At 58.8% G+C, this 413-nt stretch carries 1 protein-coding gene; it reads right to left on the minus strand.

The window, feature by feature from the left end:
• Positions 1 to 413 (minus strand): aconitase family protein (locus GR197_RS31600; protein ID WP_246724749.1); only part of this gene is annotated, 413 nt, incomplete at both ends.

Here is a 413-nt window from a genome sequence, read left to right on the forward strand (position 1 = left end):
CTTCAGGCCATGTGCAACGGCCTTTTTCGCGAGAATGCCCGCCGCAAGCATCAGATTGGAGTTCGACGTGTTGGTGCACGACGTGATCGCCGCAAGCACGATGTCACCGTGACTCAGCTTGCCGGCTTCGCGGGCCGTTGATGGCAGCATTTCGCGGACCTTGCTCTTCAGCGTCGATAACGCGATGCGGTCTTGCGGACGCGACGGTCCCGCGACGCTCGGCACGACCGCGGACAAGTCGATCGTCAGCGTATCGGTGTAGTCGATATCACCGCGCGTCGGAATACCAAACATCCGTTGGGCTTCGAAATAGCCCTTCAATGCGGCAAGCTCGACGTCGCTTCTACCGACGGAGTTGAGAAAGTCGAGGGTTTTTTCGTCGACGGTGAAGAAAGCGACGGTCGCACCATACT

The sequence above is a fragment of the Rhizobium phaseoli genome (genome assembly GCF_010668805.1).
Lineage (GTDB): Bacteria > Pseudomonadota > Alphaproteobacteria > Rhizobiales > Rhizobiaceae > Rhizobium > Rhizobium phaseoli_A.